Source organism: Streptomyces sp. HUAS MG56 (genome assembly GCF_058673395.1).
On record NZ_CM178722.1, the window covers coordinates 4,164,379 to 4,179,051 of the forward strand.

The 14,673-nt window shown below is 69.1% G+C and carries 12 protein-coding genes and 2 tRNA genes; 2 read left to right on the top strand and 12 right to left on the bottom strand.

Going from position 1 to position 14,673, the window contains the following annotated elements; all coding sequences use genetic code 11:
* Positions 1 to 28 precede the first annotated feature (28 nt).
* The 7 genes from mreD to AC4OXY_RS19775 form a co-directional block, all read right to left on the bottom strand.
* Complete coding sequence (gene mreD, locus AC4OXY_RS19745) at positions 29 to 706, bottom strand: rod shape-determining protein MreD (RefSeq protein WP_356022781.1); 678 nt, start codon at positions 704 to 706, stop codon at positions 29 to 31.
* Between the two features lie 14 nt (positions 707 to 720).
* Positions 721 to 1,662 carry a rod shape-determining protein MreC gene (gene mreC, locus AC4OXY_RS19750; protein WP_356022783.1) on the bottom strand — a complete coding sequence of 314 codons (942 nt, stop codon included), beginning with the start codon at positions 1,660 to 1,662 and terminating at the stop codon, positions 721 to 723.
* Positions 1,663 to 1,824: 162 nt separating this feature from the next.
* Complete coding sequence (locus AC4OXY_RS19755) at positions 1,825 to 2,844, bottom strand: rod shape-determining protein (RefSeq protein WP_071374336.1); 1,020 nt, start codon at positions 2,842 to 2,844, stop codon at positions 1,825 to 1,827.
* Positions 2,845 to 3,179: 335 nt separating this feature from the next.
* The gene (gene ndk / locus AC4OXY_RS19760; protein ID WP_071374337.1) at positions 3,180 to 3,593 is read right to left on the bottom strand and encodes a nucleoside-diphosphate kinase; all 414 of its coding nucleotides are present in this window, start codon (positions 3,591 to 3,593) and stop codon (positions 3,180 to 3,182) included.
* 63 nt (positions 3,594 to 3,656) lie between these two features.
* On the bottom strand, positions 3,657 to 4,019 hold the full coding sequence (locus AC4OXY_RS19765; RefSeq protein WP_356022786.1) for a DUF4233 domain-containing protein: 363 nt from the start codon (positions 4,017 to 4,019) through the stop codon (positions 3,657 to 3,659).
* Positions 4,020 to 4,029: 10 nt separating this feature from the next.
* Entirely contained in the window at positions 4,030 to 5,544 is a 1,515-nt protein-coding gene (gene folC / locus AC4OXY_RS19770; protein WP_356022789.1) for a bifunctional tetrahydrofolate synthase/dihydrofolate synthase, read from the bottom strand.
* A 118-nt stretch (positions 5,545 to 5,662) separates the two neighbouring features.
* Positions 5,663 to 8,293, bottom strand: coding sequence for a valine--tRNA ligase (locus AC4OXY_RS19775; RefSeq protein ID WP_376285539.1), 2,631 nt, complete (start codon positions 8,291 to 8,293; stop codon positions 5,663 to 5,665).
* A gap of 137 nt (positions 8,294 to 8,430) precedes the next feature.
* Here AC4OXY_RS19775 and AC4OXY_RS19780 point away from each other — a divergent pair, with 137 nt between their 5' ends.
* The gene (locus tag AC4OXY_RS19780; RefSeq protein ID WP_356022794.1) at positions 8,431 to 9,441 is read left to right on the top strand and encodes a hypothetical protein; all 1,011 of its coding nucleotides are present in this window, start codon (positions 8,431 to 8,433) and stop codon (positions 9,439 to 9,441) included.
* A 138-nt stretch (positions 9,442 to 9,579) separates the two neighbouring features.
* On the opposite strand, the gene clpX is transcribed toward AC4OXY_RS19780, so the two are convergent.
* From clpX to AC4OXY_RS19805, 5 genes are all read right to left on the bottom strand, one after another.
* A complete protein-coding gene (gene clpX / locus AC4OXY_RS19785; RefSeq protein ID WP_071374342.1) occupies positions 9,580 to 10,866 on the bottom strand; it encodes an ATP-dependent Clp protease ATP-binding subunit ClpX in 1,287 nt (428 codons plus the stop codon).
* 170 nt (positions 10,867 to 11,036) lie between these two features.
* A complete protein-coding gene (locus AC4OXY_RS19790) occupies positions 11,037 to 11,711 on the bottom strand; it encodes an ATP-dependent Clp protease proteolytic subunit (protein ID WP_356022796.1) in 675 nt (224 codons plus the stop codon).
* Positions 11,712 to 11,778: 67 nt separating this feature from the next.
* On the bottom strand, positions 11,779 to 12,384 hold the full coding sequence (locus AC4OXY_RS19795) for an ATP-dependent Clp protease proteolytic subunit (protein ID WP_351026752.1): 606 nt from the start codon (positions 12,382 to 12,384) through the stop codon (positions 11,779 to 11,781).
* Positions 12,385 to 12,735: 351 nt separating this feature from the next.
* Positions 12,736 to 14,130 carry a trigger factor gene (gene tig / locus AC4OXY_RS19800; protein WP_491994320.1) on the bottom strand — a complete coding sequence of 465 codons (1,395 nt, stop codon included), beginning with the start codon at positions 14,128 to 14,130 and terminating at the stop codon, positions 12,736 to 12,738.
* Positions 14,131 to 14,320: 190 nt separating this feature from the next.
* A tRNA-Pro gene (locus AC4OXY_RS19805) sits at positions 14,321 to 14,397 on the bottom strand.
* 191 nt (positions 14,398 to 14,588) lie between these two features.
* Between AC4OXY_RS19805 and AC4OXY_RS19810 the strand changes: the two genes are divergently transcribed.
* A tRNA-Gly gene (locus tag AC4OXY_RS19810) sits at positions 14,589 to 14,659 on the top strand.
* Positions 14,660 to 14,673: the final 14 nt, after the last annotated feature.

Consider the following 14,673-nt stretch of genomic DNA (forward strand, 5'->3'; position numbering starts at 1 on the left):
TGACTCGTTCGGGTGAACTCGGCGCCGCTCACAGCCGCTTGACCCCCTTGATCCGGCCGACCCGGGTCGTGCGGGTGCGGGCCTTGGCCTTGAGCACACCGAGACCGCCGCGCTGGCTGCCGATGCGCAGCCCGGTGCCGGACGAGAGCCAGCCCGCGGTGACGTCCCCGGCCTTGGCGGCGGGGCCGGTCTCGGTCAGCGGGTCGTTGTCGGCGCGGCGGGCCAGCCACATGATCGCGGGGACCACGAAGGGGGCGAGCAGCAGGTCGTACAGGGCGGCCGAGATCAGCAGGCCGGGCAGGCCGACATGGCGGGCGGCGGTGTCGCCGACCAGGGCGCCCACGCCCGCGTACAGCAGCGTGGAACCGATGGCGGCGGCGACCACGACGGCCATCGGGCCGGTCGCCGACTTCAGCCGGCCGTTCTCCGGCCTGATCAGCCCGGCGAAGTAGCCGGTGACGCACAGGACGAGCGCGTAACGGCCGGCGGCGTGGTCGGCGGGCGGGGCGAGGTCGGCGAGCAGGCCGGCGCCGAAGCCGACGAGCGCGCCGCCGACATGGCCGTACACCATGGCGAGACCGAGGACGGTGAGCAGCAGCAGGTCGGGGACGGCACCCGGCAGATGCAGGCGGGCGAGGACGCTCACCTGGATCACCAGGGCCACGACGACCAGCGCGCTGGAGAGCAGGATCCGGTTGAAGCGCATGGGGAAGTCAGCTCCTAGTGCTGCTGGCCGGACGAGTCGGACGCGTTGGCCGAGGGGGTCACCGTGACGGTGACCGTCGGCGTCGGAACCGGCTTGGGCTGGGCCGGGAGCACGGTGTCCCGCGGGTCCTTCTTCGGGGCCTCGACGACCACACCGACGATGTCGAGCTTGGTGAAGCCGACGTACGGGGTGACGTAGATCGTGCGGGTCAGGCCGCCGTTGGACGGGTCGACCCGGGAGACCACGCCGACCGGCACGCCCGGCACGAACGGGCGGTCGTTCTGCGAGCCGAAGGTGACGAGGCGGTCGCCCTTGTGCACCTCCGCCTTGCCGTCGAGCAGTTCGACGCGCAGCGGGCGGTCGCCCTGCCCGGAGGCGAAGCCGAGTTCGTCGCTGCCCTCCATCCGGGTGCCCACGGTGAAGTCGGGGTCGTTGGCGAGCAGGACGGTCGCGGTGTCCGGGCCGACGGTGGTGACCCGGCCGACCAGTCCGTCGCCGTTGAGGACGGTCATGTCCCGCTTGATGCCGTCGTTGGCACCGGCGTCGATGGTGACGGTCCAGGAGAAGCCCTGCGCCGACCCTATGGCGATGACCTGGGCGCCCTTGATGCCGTACTGGCCCTCGCCGGCGATCTTCAGCATCTTGTCGAGCTGGTTCAGCCGGCTGCGGTTGCGGTCGTCGCTGCCCAGCTTCGCCTTGAGGGCCGCGTTCTCCTTCTCCAGGGCGGCCAGGCGGCTGTGGCGGGTGCCGGAGTCACGGATCGCGGAGACGGCGTTGCCGACGGGATCGACCGCCGAGGACAGGCCGTTCTCGACGGGGCCGAACACCGCGGCCGCGGCCTGCCGGGCACCGTCGACCGGGGAGTTCCGACCCCCTCGGATGTCCACCGTGATCAGCGCGAACGCGATGGCGACCAGCAGGACCAGGAGCAGCCGGCTCTCTTTCGTGTCCCTCACGTGCTGCGGCCGTGCCCTTCCTCAATAGGAATTCGGGAGCCCCTTTGCGGCGGTGTGCGAAACGCAGACCAAAGGGGCCCGTTCAGGGGAGCTTATGCCTCTATATCAACGATCCGCCGCACGAGAGGAGTATGTCTCGTACGGCGGAATCGAAGAGTTACGTCATCTGCGCGGCTGGGCGTCCAGCACCTGCTGGAGCGCCTCGAACTCCTCGACGCACTTGCCGGAGCCGAGCGCGACACTGTCCAGCGGGTCCTCGGCGATGTGGATGGGCATGCCGGTCTCCCGGCGCAGCCGCTCGTCCAGGCCGCGCAGCAGGGCTCCGCCGCCGGTCAGAACGATTCCTCGGTCCATGATGTCGCCGGACAGCTCCGGCGGGCACTTGTCGAGGGTCGTCTTGACCGCGTCCACGATCGCGTTGACCGGTTCCTCGATCGCCTTGCGGACCTCGGCGGCCGAGATGACGACGGTCTTGGGCAGCCCGGACACCAGGTCCCGGCCGCGCACTTCGGTGTGCTCGTCGGCGTCGAGGTCGTACGCCGAACCGATCGTGATCTTGATCTGCTCGGCCGTGCGCTCGCCCAGCAGAAGGCTGTACTCCTTCTTGATGTACTGGATGATCGCGTTGTCCAGTTCGTCGCCCGCGACGCGGATGGACTGGGCGGTGACGATGCCGCCGAGCGAGATGACCGCGACCTCCGTGGTGCCGCCGCCGATGTCCACCACCATGTTGCCCGTGGCCTCGTGGACCGGCAGGCCGGAGCCGATGGCGGCGGCCATGGGCTCCTCGATGATGTGCACCTGGCGGGCGCCGGCCTGGGTGGACGCCTCGATCACGGCGCGGCGCTCGACGCCCGTGATGCCGGAGGGCACGCAGACGACGACCCGCGGCCTGGCGAGATACCGCCGCTTGTGGATCTTCAGGATGAAGTAGCGGAGCATCCGCTCGGTGATCTCGAAGTCGGCGATCACGCCGTCCTTCAGCGGACGGACGGCCACGATGTTGCCCGGCGTCCGGCCGATCATCTTCTTCGCTTCGGCACCGACCGCGAGGATCCCACCCGTGTTGGTGTTGATCGCGACGACGGACGGCTCGTTCAGTACGATCCCGCGACCCCTGACGTACACCAGCGTGTTGGCGGTCCCGAGGTCGACAGCCATGTCACGGCCGATGAACGACATTGAGTTCCCCATCCGGATTCATCTGGCCTTCCTGTGCTTTTGAGGGCATATCAGGTCGGCGAGGCGGGTGCTGTGACGTGAAGGCTTCCATCGTAAACGCGCCTGCACGGCCACTGCGCGAGGGTCTCCGCCATTGTCACCAGATGGCGGGCCGCCTCGCCTGTGGAGACGGTCCATCGGAGGCACGCGTTCCCCCGATCGGCAAGGCATATGCCAAGGGACGGCCGGAAATGTACGGCCGCCCCTGGTGGGGTGTCGTCGAACCGGTCCGAATCGATCTGACACTCCGTCAGAAAAATTAGCGAAAACTCCTCGCGCTGTTCAGGCGCGACCCGTCACGCCCGGCCCGGGAAGAAGATCTTCACCTCGCGCTCGGCGGACTCCTCGGAGTCGGAGGCGTGGATCAGGTTCTCCCGGACGATCACGCCGTAGTCCCCGCGGATGGAGCCCGGCGCGGCGGCGATCGGGTCGGTCGGGCCGGCGAGCGCGCGCACGCCCTCGATGACCCGCTCGCCCTCGACGATCAGCGCGACCACCGGACCGGAGGACATGAACGCGACCAACGGCTCGTAGAAGGGCTTGCCCTTGTGCTCGCCGTAGTGCTGCTCCAGGGTCTCCTGGTCCAGGGTCCGCAGCTCCAGCGCGGTGATCTGCCAGCCGGCCTTGCGCTCGATACGGCTGATGATCTCGCCGGTCAGGCCACGACGGACGGCGTCGGGCTTGAGCAGGACGAGGGTGCGCTGGGTCACGAGGTGCTCCTTACGACTGACGTGTGCGGTGGGACGAGGCTACAGGGCGTGTCCGTGCGCCCGTCACACAGCGTCAGGTGTAGAGGAGGCGGACTCCGCGCGGGCGGCGAATACGGCCTTCGCCTCGTCCACCTTTCGGCCGAAGTGCACCGACGCCCACCACAGGGCCGCGAACACCGCGCCCATGAAGTACATGGTCGGGACGAAGATGCCGGAGGCGATCAGCGCGATCTGGAGCACCCAGCCGAGGGCCACCCCGCCCGGCCGGGTCACCATGGCGCACATCAGCACGCACAGCACCATGGCGACACCGCTGACCAGCCACACCGTCGACACCGACAGGCTCGGGTCCTTCATCGCGACGAGCCCGGCGAAGCCGATGACGAAGAACTCGCCGATCAAGGTCGAGGAGCACAGCGTACGCATCTCTTGAGCCTCAGCCCTTCCCCAGCAGCAGCCGGGCCTCGCCGACCGTGATGACAGAACCGGTGACCAGCACGCCACCGCCCGCGAACTCGCCCTCCTCCTCGGCCAGCGTGATCGCGGCCTCCAGGGCGTCCGGCAGCCGCGGCTCGACCTGGACGCGCTCCTCGCCGAACACCTCGACGGCGATCGCGGCCAGCTCGTCCGCGTCCATGGCCCGCGGGGTGGAGTTCTGCGTGACGACGACCTCGGCGAAGATCGGCTCGAAGGCCTCCAGCAGGCCGCGCACGTTCTTGTCGCCGCTCGCGCCCACGACGCCGATCAGCCGGGTGAAGTCGAACGCCTCCCGCACGGCCTCGGCCGTGGCCGCGGCGCCCGCCGGGTTGTGCGCGGCGTCCAGCACGACGGTCGGGGAGCGCCGTACGACCTCCAGCCGGCCCGGGGAGGACACGGCCGCGAAGGCCTTGCGGACGGTGTCGATGTCGAGCGGCTGCGCGCGCTGGGCGCCGACGCCGAAGAACGCCTCGACGGCGGCGAGCGCGACGGCCGCGTTGTGCGCCTGGTGGGCGCCGTGCAGTGGGAGGTACACCTCGGGGTACTCGCCGCCCAGGCCACGCAGCGTGAGCATCTGCCCGCCGACGGCGACCTGCCGCGCCACGACCCCGAACTCCAGCCCCTCGCGGGCCACGGTGGCGTCCACCTCGACGGCCTTCTTCAGCAGCACCTGTGCCGCGTCGACCGGCTGCTGGGCCAGGATCACCGTCGCGTCCTGCTTGATGATCCCGCTCTTCTCACCGGCGATCTCGGCGGGCGTCTCGCCCAGCCGGTCCGTGTGGTCCAGGTCGATGGGCGTGATCACGGCGACGTCGCCGTCGATGACGTTGGTGGCGTCCCAGGAGCCGCCCATGCCGACCTCGACGACCGCGACGTCGACGGGCGCGTCCGAGAAGGCGGCGTACGCCATGCCCGTGAGCACCTCGAAGAAGGACAGCCGGAAATCCTGCGCGGCGTCGACCATCTCGACGTACGGCTTGATGTCCTGGTACGTCTCGATGAACCGCTCGGCGGAGATCGGGGCGCCGTCCAGGCTGATCCGCTCGGTGATCGACTGCACGTGCGGGCTGGTGTAGCGGCCGGTGCGCAGCTCGAAGGCGCCGAGGAGGGCCTCGATCATGCGGGCGGTGGAGGTCTTGCCGTTCGTGCCCGTGATGTGGATCGAGGGGTACGAGCGCTGCGGCTCGCCGAGCAGGTCCATCAGCGCGGAGATGCGGCTGACCGAGGGCTCCAGCTTGGTCTCGCCCCAGCGGCCGGCCAGCTCCGTCTCGACCTCGCGCAGGGCCCGGTCGACCTCAGGGTCCTCCGGCCGCCCGGGTACCTCGGCCTGCGGCTGGCCGCCCTGGGTGCGCAGCGTACGGCTGCCGGCCTCGATCACCGCGAGGTCGGGGTCGCGCGTGGTCTCGGCCTCGACGAGTTCGTCGAAGCTGTCGAGAGGGTCGGGCCGGTCGTCTTCGTGCGGGTGGTCGCTCACAGGGTCAGTCTACGGAGGGGGAGTGACAAAGGGTGCGGCGGCTTGTACGGCCGCGGGCCCGGCGTCTGTTCGACACCGGGCCCGCGTTCCTCCGCGACGGCGGAGACCAGTCACTTGATCAAGCTGCCGGCAGCTTCTCCAACTGGGCCGTGATCCGCGCGATGTCCTCCTCCGCCTTGGCCAGGCGGGTGCGGATCTTGTCCACCACGTGGTCCGGGGCCTTGCCCAGGAAGGCTTCGTTGCCGAGCTTTGCGTTCGCCTGGGCCTTCTCCTTCTCGGCCGCGGCCAGGTCCTTCGCGAGGCGCTTGCGCTCGGCCGCCACGTCGATCGTGCCGGAGAGGTCGAGGGCGACCTCGGCGCCGGCGACCGGGAGGGTGGCCGTCGCGGTGAACGAGTCACCCTCCGGCTGGAGACGCAGGAGCTGGCGGATGGCTGCCTCGTGCGGCGCCAGCGCCGTACCGTCCAGGGTCAGGCGGGCCGGGACGCGCTGGCCGGGCTGGAGGCCCTGGTCGGCGCGGAAGCGGCGGACCTCGGTGATGACCGACTGGAGCGACTCGATCTCCTGCTCGGCCGCCCGGTCGCGGAAGCCACTGTCCTTCGGCCAGTCGGCGATCACGATCGACTCGCCGCCCGTCAGCGTCGTCCACAGCGTCTCGGTGACGAAGGGGACGACCGGGTGGAGGAGCTTCAGGGTGACGTCCAGGACCTCGCCGAGGACGCGCTTGCTGACCTCGGCCGGGGCGCCGCCCGCCATGAAGACGGTCTTGGACAGCTCGACGTACCAGTCGAAGACCTCGTCCCACGCGAAGTGGAAGAGGGCGTCGGAGAGCTTGGCGAACTGGAAGTCCTCGTAGAACGCGTCGACTTCGGCGACGACCGAGTTGAGGCGGGAGAGGATCCAGCGGTCCGTGGCGGACATCGCGGCGGCGTCCGGCAGCGGGCCTTCCACCGTGGCGCCGTTCATCAGCGCGAAGCGGGTGGCGTTCCAGATCTTGTTGGCGAAGTTGCGGGAGCCCTGGACCCAGTCCTCGCCGATCGGGACGTCGACACCGGGGTTCGCGCCGCGGGCGAGCGTGAAGCGGAGCGCGTCGCTGCCGTACTTGTCCATCCAGTCCAGCGGGTTGACCGCGTTGCCGAAGGACTTCGACATCTTCTTGCCGAACTGGTCGCGGACCATGCCGTGCAGGGCGATGGTGTGGAACGGCGGGGTGCCGTCCATCGCGTACAGGCCGAACATCATCATCCGGGCGACCCAGAAGAAGAGGATGTCGTAGCCGGTGACCAGGACGGAGTTCGGGTAGAACTTCGCGAGCGACTCGGTCTGTTCGGGCCAGCCCAGGGTGGAGAACGGCCACAGGCCGGAGGAGAACCAGGTGTCGAGGACGTCGGTGTCCTGGTGCCAGCCCTCCGCCTCGGTACCGGGCGGCTGCTCGTCCGGCCCGACGCAGACGACCTCGCCGTTCGGCCCGTACCAGACCGGAATCCGGTGACCCCACCACAACTGCCGCGAGATGCACCAGTCGTGGAGGTTGTCGACCCAGTCGAAGTACCGCTTCTCCATCTCCTGCGGGTGGATCTTGACCTTGCCCTCGCGGACGGCGTCACCGGCCGCCTTCGCGAGCGGGCCGACCTTGACCCACCACTGCATCGACAGGCGCGGCTCGATGGTGGTCTTGCAGCGCGAGCAGTGGCCGACGGAGTGGACGTACGGCCGCTTCTCGGCGACGATCCGGCCCTCGGCGCGCAGCGCGGCGACGATCGCCGAGCGGGCCTCCAGGCGGTCCATGCCCTGGAAGGGGCCGTGGACCGTGATGACGGCGTGCTCGTCCATCACCGTGCGGGACGGCAGGTCGTGCCGCTGGCCGATCTCGAAGTCGTTCGGGTCGTGGGCCGGGGTGACCTTGACGGCGCCGGTGCCGAACTCGGGGTCGACGTGCTCGTCGGCGACGACCGGGATGGAGCGGTCGGTCAGCGGGAGCCGGATGAGCTTGCCGACGAGGTGCTTGTACCGCTCGTCCTCGGGGTGGACGGCGACCGCCGTGTCACCCAGCATCGTCTCGGCACGGGTCGTGGCGACGACGATGGTGTCGTCCCCCTCGCCGTACTTCATCGAGACCAGCTCGCCGTCGTCGTCCTGGTACTCCACCTCGATGTCCGAGATGGCCGTCAGACAGCGAGGGCACCAGTTGATGATGCGCTCGGCGCGGTAGATCAGCTCGTCGTCGTAGAGCCGCTTGAAGATGGTCTGGACGGCCTGCGAGAGGCCCTCGTCCATGGTGAAGCGCTCACGCGACCACGCGACGCCGTCACCGAGGCGGCGCATCTGCCCGCTGATCTGCCCGCCGGACTCGCCCTTCCACTGCCAGACGCGCTCGACGAAGGCGTCCCGTCCCAGGTCGTGCCGGGACTTTCCTTCCTTGCCCAGCTCGCGCTCGACGACGTTCTGCGTGGCGATGCCGGCGTGGTCCATGCCCGGCTGCCAGAGCGTCTCGAAGCCCTGCATGCGCTTACGGCGCGTCAGCGCGTCGATGAGCGTGTGCTCGAAGGCATGGCCCAGGTGGAGGCTGCCGGTGACGTTGGGCGGCGGGATGACGACGGTGAACGGCGGCTTCTCGCTCTTCGCGTCCGCCTCGAAGTAACCGCGCTCTACCCAGCGCTCGTACAGCGGCCCCTCTACATCGGCCGGCGCGTACTGGGTCGGCAGTTCGGGGTCGGGCGCGGGTGGCTGCTGCTGAGCGTTCTCGGTCACGGGGGTCAGTTTAGAGGTGTCACGGGGTGGTCCCGAAACGCGTTTGTTGTGTAACGGTGCGCACCCCGGTGCCATGAGTTCCCGGTGGCTGGTCCAGGATGTCTGGAACACATAAGCATCCAAGGGGGACCCCAGAGATGAGCAACAACCAGCCGGGCCCGTACGGCCAGCCGCCCCAGCAGCCGGGTCCGTACGGCCAGCCGGGGCAGCCGGGTCCGTACGGTCAGCCGGGGCCCTACGGCCAGCCGGGGCAGCCGGGCCCGTACGGCCAGCAGCCGCAGGCTCCGCAGCCCGGCTACGGCTACCCCCAGCAGGCCCCGCCGGCCGCCCCGCCGCAGCCGGGTTACGGCTACCCGCAGCAGGGCGGCGTGCCGCCGCAGCCGAACCCGTACGGCCAGCAGCCGGGGCCTTACGGTCAGCAGCCGTACGGGGTGCCGCAGCCGCCGGCCGCCGGGGGCGGTGGCAAGAAGGCGGCCGTCATCATCGGCGCGGTGGCGGTCGTGGCGGCCATCGCGGTCGGGGCGTACCTGGTGATCGGCGGGGGTGGCGGCGGGGGTTCCGTCGCGGACGACGGTGCCCACAAGCTGGTGGCGCCGCAGTCGGTGATCAACGGCACCTACACGAAGAACGCCGACGCCGGCTCCTCGGACACCATGACCGACTCGGACCGCTCGGACTTCGAGAAGTGGGGAGTGAGCAACCCCCAGCAGGTGACCGGTGTCTACGAGAGCGGCACGGGGCTCACCAAGAAGGGGCTCAACTTCAAGGGCGTGTACGGGACCATCAAGGATCCGGAGGCGGTCGTCGATGCCATGTTCGCCAAGGCCAAGGCGGGCTCGGAGAAGAACCAGAGCGACGACTCCGGCTTCCAGGGCAAGCTGATCGGCAGCCCGCAGACCGTCAACCCCTCGGGCCTCTCCAACGCCGTCATGAAGTGCCAGGTGGCCCAGCTCGACACCTCCGGCTCCGCGCAGTCCGGGGTGCCGAAGACCGTGAAGATGCCGGTGTGCATCTGGGGTGACCACAGCACCGTCGCCCTGGTCACGGCGTACAGCGTCGCCTCCATCGCCTCGGGCGACGGCGGCACGGTCGACGACACGGCGTCGATCGCGGCCAAGCTGCGCAACGACGTGCGCGTCAAGGCCTGACACCGTCGGCCGTCAAAACGGAAGGGCCCCGGACGGTTCGCCGTCGGCAGGGGCCCTTTCCGCTACGCAGGGGCGGGACCTTTCCAGCCCCTGAGCGCCCGACGCAGGTGCGTCGGGCGCCTTGTTTCGCAGAGCTGCTTACGCCGACTTCTGCTCCCCCGAGCCCCGGCCCCGCGAATCCCGCGGGATCAGGGTCGGGTTGACGTTGGAGAGGACGACGTCGGCGGTGATGACGACGCGGGCGACGTCCTTGCGGGACGGGACCTCGTACATCACGCCCTGGAGGACTTCCTCCATGATGGCGCGCAGGCCGCGGGCGCCGGTCTGGCGGAGGATGGCCTGGTCGGCGATGGCCTCCAGGGCCTCGCGCTCGAAGTCCAGCTCCACGCCGTCGAGTTCGAAGAGGCGCTGGTACTGCTTGACCAGCGCGTTGCGGGGCTCGACGAGGATCTTCAGGAGTGCTTCGCGGTCGAGGTTGTGGACCGAGGTGATCACCGGGAGACGGCCGATGAACTCCGGGATCATGCCGAACTTGACCAGGTCCTCCGGCATGACGTCCTCGAAGACGTCCTTGGACTCCAGCTCGCGCTTGGAGAGGATCGTGGCGCCGAAGCCGATGCCCTTGGCGCCCGCGCGGGCCTCGATGATCTTCTCCAGTCCGGCGAAGGCACCGCCCACGATGAACAGGACGTTCGTCGTGTCGATCTGGATGAACTCCTGGTGCGGGTGCTTGCGGCCGCCCTGGGGCGGGACCGAGGCCGTGGTGCCCTCCAGGATCTTGAGCAGCGCCTGCTGGACGCCTTCGCCCGACACGTCGCGCGTGATCGAGGGGTTCTCGCTCTTGCGGGCCACCTTGTCGATCTCGTCGATGTAGATGATCCCGGTTTCGGCCTTCTTGACGTCGTAGTCGGCCGCCTGGATCAGCTTCAGGAGGATGTTCTCGACGTCCTCGCCCACGTAGCCCGCCTCCGTGAGCGCCGTGGCGTCGGCGATGGCGAAGGGGACGTTGAGCATGCGCGCCAGGGTCTGCGCGAGGAGGGTCTTGCCGGAGCCCGTCGGGCCCAGCAGGAGGATGTTGGACTTCGCCAGCTCGATGGCGTCGTCACGGCCGCTCGCGCCGCCGTTCTCGCCCGCCTGGACCCGCTTGTAGTGGTTGTACACCGCGACGGAGAGGGCCTTCTTCGCCGCCTCCTGGCCGACTACGTAGCCTTCGAGGAACTCGTAGATCTCGCGGGGCTTGGGCAGTTCCTCCCAGCGCACCTCGCTGGTCTCCGCGAGCTCTTCCTCGATGATCTCGTTGCAGAGATCGATGCACTCGTCGCAGATGTACACACCGGGCCCTGCGATGAGCTTCTTGACCTGCTTCTGGCTCTTGCCGCAGAACGAGCACTTGAGCAGATCGCCGCCGTCACCGATGCGTGCCACGGTGTGCTTCCCCTTCGCCTGGGAGACGACCGGACGCTTTCGAGTCCAGCGGCTCCTGGTGCTGCCTTATGTCGACGGTACCTTGCCGGGCCCCGTGTTCGGGCCCCCCTTGGCAGGGTTCACTTTGACGTGCACCGCGCCAAGAGGGGCTCAGAGTATGCCGCTCCGCGTCAGCGGACCGCGGCGTTGTTCAGCTTGCGGGTGGAGATGATCTGGTCGACGAGGCCGTATTCCAGCGCCTCCTCGGCCGTGAGGATCTTGTCGCGCTCGATGTCCTCGCGGACCTTCTCGATCGGCTGGTTCGAGTGCTTGGCCAGCATGTTCTCCAGCTGCTCACGCATCCGGGTGAACTCGTTGGCGATGATCTCCAGGTCGGAGAGCTGGCCGCGGCCGGTCGAACCCGCCGGCTGGTGGATCAGCACGCGCGAGTTCGGCAGCGCCATGCGCTTGCCGGGCGTTCCGGCGGCGAGCAGGATGGCCGCGGCGGAGGCGGCCTGGCCCATGCAGACCGTCTGGATGTCGGGCTTCACGAACTGCATCGTGTCGTAGATCGCCGTGAGGGCGGTCATGTCGCCGCCGGGGCTGTTGATGTAGATCGAGATGTCCCGGTCCGGGTCCATCGACTCCAGGCACAGCAGCTGCGCCATGACGTCGTTGGCGGAGGCGTCGTCGATCTGGACGCCCAGGAAGATCACGCGCTCCTCGAAGAGCTTCGCGTACGGGTCGTACTCGCGGATGCCCTGGGAGGTGCGCTCGACGAAGCGCGGGACGACGTAGCGGGCGTCGGGGCGGGGCCCTTCGTACATGCCGCTGGCGGCGCCGGAGAAGCCGGAGAAATTGGTCATGGGGTTCACCGTCCTGGTGGCGTTCGGGGGGCTGGGGTCTCGGCGGTGCGTGGCGTGGCCGGGCCGGTCAGGCACCGGTGCCGCCGCCTCCCGGAACACCCGAGGCGTGCGTGATGATCTCGTCAATGAGACCGTACTCCTTGGCCTCTTCCGGGGTGAACCAGCGGTCGCGGTCGGCGTCGCGGAGGATCGTCTCGACGCTCTGGCCGGAGTGCTGCGCGGTCAGCTCGGTCATCGTCTTCTTGGTGCGCAGCAGGTACTGGGCCTGGATCTTGATGTCCGAGACCGTACCGCCCAGGCCGGCGGAGCCCTGGTGCATCATGATGTCGGTGTGCGGCAGGGAGAACCGCTTGCCGGCGGTGCCGCCGGTGAGCAGGAACTGGCCCATCGAGGCCGCCATGCCCATGCCGATCGTGACCACGTCGTTCGGGATGTACTGCATGGTGTCGTAGATCGCCATGCCTGCCGTCACCGAGCCGCCGGGGCTGTTGATGTACAGGTAGATGTCCTTGTCGGGGTCGGCGGCAAGGAGCAGCAGCTGTGCGGTGATCTTGTTGGCGATGTCGTCGTCAACCTGCTGGCCGAGGAAGATGATCCGCTCGCCGAGCAGCCGGTTGTAGACCTGGTCGCCGAGGCCACCACCGATGGAAGGCTCGCCGGCGGCGGAGGGCATCAGATTCGTCACGTATCCACCTGCTCGTCTTACGACGGCGCCGGGCCGTCTCATTGTTCTGCCTTTCATGGACCCTAACGCGATGCTCCCTTCCGGGAATCCCGCAGATGACGGTGTTCGCCGGGGGCGTAGCGGCTCCGCCGGGTGCCGGGTGCCTTCTCGCCGTTGGATGTGCGGTGCGCCGGCGGCTGCGGGTCCGTTGTGGCTTGTCGCGCCCACCCGGCGGAGCCGGATGTCGACACCGCCCGCGCCCCTTGAGGTCGGTCAGTCCCCAGGTACGACGAACGGGCCCCCGGGGCGGAAGTGTCCCAGGGGCCCGTCGTACGCGCTTCAGAGGCGCGGCAGGGCCGCTCAGCCCTCGGTCTTCTCCTCGGAGGCCTCGGAGGCCTCGGAGGTCTCCGACGCCTCGGCGGCCTCGGTCTCCGTCTCCTCGTCCTCGTCGTCCAGGTCGACGATCTCGCCGTTGGTGTCCTTCACCGTGGCGGCCTCGACCACGACGGCCAGGGCCTTGCCGCGGGCGACCTCGCCGACCAGGAGCGGCACCTGGCCACCCTCGACGACGGCCTGGGCGAACTGGTCGGGGGACATGCCGGAGGAGGCGGCGCGCCGCATGAGGTGCTCGGTGAGCTCCTCCTGGTTGACGTTCAGCTGCTCCTTCTTGACCAGCTCGTCGAGGACGAACTGGGTCTTGATGCCCTTGACCGCGGCCTCACGGGTCTCGGTCTCGAACTCCTCGGCGGTCTTGCCCTGGATCTCCAGGTACTTCGCGAGGTCGAGGCCCATCTGGCCGAGCTGGTGGTGCTCCAGGTTGTGCTTGCGGGTGTTGACCTCGTCCTCAAGCAGCTTCTCGGGGACCGGGACCTCGACCAGCTCCAGGAGCTTCTCCAGGACGCGCTCCTGCGCCTGGGTGGCCTGGTCGAACTGCTTCATGTTGGCCAGGCGCTTGCGGCTGTCGGCCTTCAGCTCGTCCAGGGTGTCGAACTCGGAGGCGAGCTGCGCGAAGTCGTCGTCCAGCTCGGGGAGTTCACGGGCGGCGACCTGGGTGACCTTGACGGTGACCTCGGACTCCTTGCCGGCCGCGGAGCCGCCCTTCAGCTCGGAGGTGAAGGTGGCCTCGCCACCGGCCTCCAGGCCCTTCACGGCGTCGTCGATGCCGTCGAGCAGCTCGCCGGAGCCGATGGTGTAGGAGACGCCGCTCGCGATGCCGTCCTCCAGCACCTCGCCGTCGACCTTGGCCTCCAGGTCGATGGTGACGACGTCGCCGTCCTCGGCGGCGCGCTCGACCGGGGAGGTGGAGGCGAAGCGCTCACGGAGCTGCTCGACCGACTTCTCGACGTCCTCGTCGGTGACCTCGACGGCGTCGACCTCGACCTCGATGCCGGAGTAGTCCGGGATCTCCAGGGCGGGGCGGACGTCGACCTCGGCGGTGAAGTTCAGCGTCTCGCCGTCCTTCAGCTCGGTGATGTCGACCTCGGGCTGGCCCAGCGGGTCCAGCTCGGCCTCGTTGACCGCCTCGGTGTAGAACTTCGGGAGCGCGTCGTTGACCGCCTCCTCCAGCACCGCACCGCGACCGAACCGCTGGTCGATGACCCGGGCCGGGATCTTGCCCTTGCGGAAGCCCTTCACCGTGACCTGCTGGTTGATCTTCTTGTACGCCGCGTCGAGGCTGTCCTTGAGCTCCTCGAAGGGCACCTCGACAGTGAGCCGAACCCGGGTCGGGTTCAGGGTCTCCACGGCGCTCTTCACGGTTCGGTCTCCTTGTGGCTGACTTCTTGGTTTCTGCCGGAGCCAGACAGGTCCGGCGGATTCGCCGCCCGGAGGAGTACGTAGGCCATGGGGCCGGGACACACGGGCGCGCAGCTTGCATAGTAACCGCAGCCGGTCAGCGCCCCAAAAGGCGATCATCGCGACCGATCGTCACGACGTCGTGAGCCGGTGGTCGGGGTGGCGGGATTTGAACCCACGGCCTTCCGCTCCCAAAGCGGACGCGCTACCAAGCTGCGCCACACCCCGTCTGGTGCGACACGTAGGGTACATGCCCCGGCCGCCCGCGTCGGCCGCATTCTTCGGGGCGGCGCACGGGAGGGCTCGCCGGGGCTCGCGGGAGTCCGCCGGAGCGCCGGAGCGGAAGCCGTTGGCCTCGGCGCCGGGCGACCCGCTACGATGCCTCCAGTGCCGAGGTCACCGACCTGCGGCGCACGCTTGCGGGCGTAGCTCAATGGTAGAGCCCTAGTCTTCCAAACTAGCTACGCGGGTTCGATTCCCGTCGCCCGCTCTGTATGCCGAAGG